This is a genomic window from Calidithermus chliarophilus DSM 9957 (genome assembly GCF_000430045.1).
GTDB classification, from domain to species: Bacteria; Deinococcota; Deinococci; order Deinococcales; family Thermaceae; genus Calidithermus; species Calidithermus chliarophilus.
The window spans coordinates 928466-929937 of sequence record NZ_KE387023.1; the positions used below are offsets into that span (position 1 = coordinate 928466).

Annotated in this window: 1 protein-coding gene and 1 pseudogene; both read left to right on the plus strand. The window is 75.3% G+C overall.

Annotated elements, in window-relative coordinates; genetic code table 11:
- Positions 1-234: pseudogene (locus tag MEICH_RS29170) on the plus strand (D-xylose ABC transporter substrate-binding protein); the annotation flags it as partial.
- Positions 235-357: 123 nt separating this feature from the next.
- The coding region (locus MEICH_RS23600) for an ROK family protein (RefSeq protein WP_084542175.1) at positions 358-1472 on the plus strand (1115 nt) is incomplete at its 3' end.

The following is a 1472-nucleotide window of genomic DNA, read 5'->3' on the forward strand; positions in this document are numbered from 1 at the left end:
CGGGCGGCCGCCGAGGTCGCGGTGCGGCTGGCTCGAGGCGCCGCCCCCGCCGCCCTCGCCTTCGAGGGAGCCAAGGCCGGCCCCCTCACCCTGGGCCCGGTCATGCTCGAGGCGCTGCTGGTCAGGCCAGTCCCCGTCACCCCGGCCAACCTCGACGCCGTGCTCAGGGCGGGCTGGGTCAGCAAGGCGGCCCTGTGCCAGGGCGTGAGGGCGGCTCCCCCGGCTTGCCGCTGAGCGCCCGACCAGCCACTAACCCCCCGCGTCGCCCGGTTTGACGGGGTGAGCGGGCATCCGCTAATATGTTCATGTCTCGAACTTGAGCCCACGGCCCAGCACGACCGCACGGGAGGAGGGTCCATGCCTGTTCGCCCCAGAACCGCCAACACCAACTCGGGAACGGGGGTCCTGCGCCACCTCAACCGCTCGCTGGTGCTGCGCACCCTCTGGCAGCAGCCGGGCCTCTCGCGCTCGGAGCTGGCCCGGGAGCTGGGGCTGGCGAAGTCCACCGTCTCGGTGGTGGTGGCCGAGCTGCTGGGCGAGGGGCTGCTGCAGGAAGGGGAGGAGGTGCCCGGCGGGGTGGGGCGGCCCTCGCGGGCCCTCGAGCTCGACCGCGCGAGGAACCTGGTCGCGGCCTGGGAGGTCAACGTGGACTACCTGGCCGTGCGGCTGCAGAACCTGATGGGGGAGGTGCGCCACGCCCAGGACCTGGAGCTCGGGCCCGAGCCCGACCCCGGCGACTGCCTCGACCGGCTGGCGGAGGCCACCCGGGGCCTGCTGCAGGGCGCCGGCCCGGGGGTGCGCCTGCGGGGGCTGTGCCTGACGGTGCCGGGGTTGGTCGAGCCCACCCAGGGCCACCTCACCCTCGCCCCCAACCTCGGCTGGCGCGACCTGCCGCTGCTGGCGATGCTGGGGCACAAGCTCGAGCGGCACAAGCTCCGCGTGGAGGCCCCGCCCACCCTGGAGAACGAGGCCAACACCGCCGCGCTGGGGGTGTACACCCTGGGCGAGTGGCGCGCGGCCAACCTGGTCTACCTGAGCCTGGGGACCGGGCTGGGGGGCGGGCTGGTGCTGGGCCACCAGCCCTTCTCGGGCAGCTACGGGCACGCGGGGGAGGTCGGGCATGTTCCCCTCGACCCCCAGGGGCCGCCCTGCCGCTGCGGCAAGCGGGGCTGCGCCGAGACCTTCGTCAGCCTCAAGGCCTGGCGGGCCGACCCCACCGAGGCCGGCCTCGAGCGCATGGCTGACAAGCTGGGGCTCTTGCTGGCCCACCTCCTCAACCTCCTCGACCCCGACGTGGTGGTGCTGGGCGGCCCGCTGGCGGAGGAGATCGGGCCCCGGCTGCTGCCGCCGGCCCGCGAGGCCGCCCGGCGCTACGCCCTCGAGCAGCCCGCCCGCACCGCGCAGGTCGTGCTCTCGCCCTTCGGCCGCGACAGCGCGATCCTGGGGGCCGGGGTGCTGGCGATCCGCGCCTT